The 2,005-nt window shown below is 68.9% G+C and carries 1 protein-coding gene and 1 pseudogene; both read right to left on the reverse strand.

What is annotated here, in order from left to right; all coding sequences use genetic code 11:
• A pseudogene (locus WH07_RS35895) lies at positions 1-328 on the reverse strand (hypothetical protein); the annotation flags it as partial.
• A 70-nt stretch (positions 329-398) separates the two neighbouring features.
• Positions 399-1,877, reverse strand: a complete 1,479-nt coding sequence (locus WH07_RS40635) for a site-specific integrase (RefSeq protein WP_232789183.1) — start codon at positions 1,875-1,877, stop codon at positions 399-401.
• Between the last annotated feature and the right edge of the window lie 128 nt (positions 1,878-2,005).

Raw genomic sequence — 2,005 nt, forward strand, 5'->3', positions numbered from 1 at the left:
CCCCCTGCCCGTCCGCGTCCCCGCCTGCCACAGCCTTCCCGCCGACCGCCCGCGCGCCCACCGTGACCACGCCGAGCTGCCGCTCCTCCGGCTGATACAGCAGCCAGACACTGGCCAGCCCCTGCCGCCCCGCCTCCTCGCGCACCACCGGCCACACCCGTTCCAGCGCCTGGCCCACCTCGCCCGCCTTCCCGCCACCGCTGTACGTCCAGCGCTCCAGGCGGTTCGCGTAGTGCGTGGTCGCCAGCGGCGTCAGATCGTACGCACCCGCCACCCGCCACACATGCCGGTCGACCCCGAGGAAGAACGGCCGGTCCCAGAACGGCACCCCGGGCTCGAACTCCAGCTCCGTCGTGAACCTGTCGTAATCCGGCCTCGGTACTGGTGGGCTCTCGTATTCAACTGTCGTCGGTTCCCCGAGGCACCCAGCCCGCTGGTGACCTTGCGTGATCGCCCGGGGCGTATCGGCTCCAGGTCCCGCCGGTCTCGCTGCGGAGTCTGGTGGTCGTCTTGTCGTGGTATCCGAGAGCTTCGGCGACGACGGGGGCGGGGAGTTCGAGGAGTTGCTGCCGGATGGCGGCGCCACGGGCGGCGGCGATCGGGATTCCGACCTTGTTCAGCAGTGCGGACAAGTGGTTGGGGCCGAGCGGCTGGCCGCTTCGACGGCCGGGGAAGAGCAAGCGGGACGCCGGGTTGGTGGCGGTGTTCATGTTGCCGCGGTTCGTAATGTGTTCCAGGAGCAGAGTGGCAACCGGTGCCGGGACGGGTGAGGGTGGCTCACCGAGTCGTAGCAGCACGGCGTTGCCGTTGCGGATGACGTCGTCAAGGGTGAGCCGGACGACGCGGCTCAGCGGTTGTGCGTAGAGAAGAACGATGACTCCGGCGACGCGGAGTCGCATCGGTATCTCCGTGTCGATCAGAAGTCTGCCCAGGGCGGCGAGGCGTTCGTCTTCGCTCAGTGCGGGCCGGCGGGAGATCTTCATTGTGGGGATGGTCAGGGAACGTCGACAGTGACGGCCCTGCATGGCCCAGTTGAGGAAGCCTCTCAGGCGGGTGCGGGCGTGCTCGGCGTTCTCGGCGAACCAGGCGTCGATGTCGACCTGGCCGCATGACGCGAGGGTGGTGTTCCGCTCGCCGAGCCATTGCAGGAAGGCGGTTGCGTACTTGATCTGTTCGCTGGCGAAGCGGCGGATGCTGGGGGTGATGTGGCTCCGCTCGGCTCGGACCCGTAGTCCGGGGAGGACGTGCCAGGTCGCGAAGAGCTTGATCGTCTTGGTGTGCTCGGGTTCGACGATGTCGGCCAGGTGGCCGGGGAGCCAGCGCTGGAAGGAACAGATGTGTTTGTCGACCGTGGGCAGGACTCCGCAATCCATGAGGAGTTCTTCCAGGTGGGAGGCCGCCCGCCAGGGCTGCAGCTCGTGGAAGGCATCGTGGGACAGCGGGATCTCGCCCAGACCGAGCTGGCGAAGGAGCCGCGAGGCGTTTCCCAGCTGCCCGCGACGCATGTCCAGCCAGGCCAGTCCGCTTCCGGGCTTGTCCATCGTCACCAGCAGGTCCAACAGCGGGACCAACGGGGGACGGACGCGGCCCGTGCCGTCGTCGAGGAGTGCGGTGAGCCGGTCGGTGAGCGTGCAGCGTTCGCAGAGCCGACCGCGCAGGAGCTTGCCCTCGAAGCCGCAGCGTGAACAGTCGAAGGTCTGGGAGAAGCCGGCGCAGGTGGTGCAGATCGCGGCCCCGTCACCAGGACGGAGCCCGGGAAGGGCCCGGTCCTCGCCGCATCCGGGCAGATCCCCCGTGTCCGGACGGCTCGGTCCGAACAGGTCCGGCAGACGTATCCGTCCGGCCAGCTGCCAGCCTTGTGCCTGCGGAGACCGCATCGGCAGCAATCGGCCATGAACCAGCGTTCGTACTGTTCGTCGGTGGCGTAGGGGCGGGTCATGCGTCGGGCAGGATGCGGGCCGCGCGGGGGCGGAGCTTGGCGACGTTCGAAGGCGGGGTGGGGAGG

It is taken from the genome of Streptomyces odonnellii, assembly GCF_000981895.1.
In the GTDB taxonomy this organism is placed as follows: Bacteria; Actinomycetota; Actinomycetes; order Streptomycetales; family Streptomycetaceae; genus Streptomyces; species Streptomyces odonnellii.

Bases quoted from the DNA above. Each gene is read 5' to 3' on its own strand.
- WH07_RS40635 (WP_232789183.1), bottom strand. From the start codon at position 1,877: ATGCGGTCTCCGCAGGCACAAGGCTGGCAGCTGGCCGGACGGATACGT.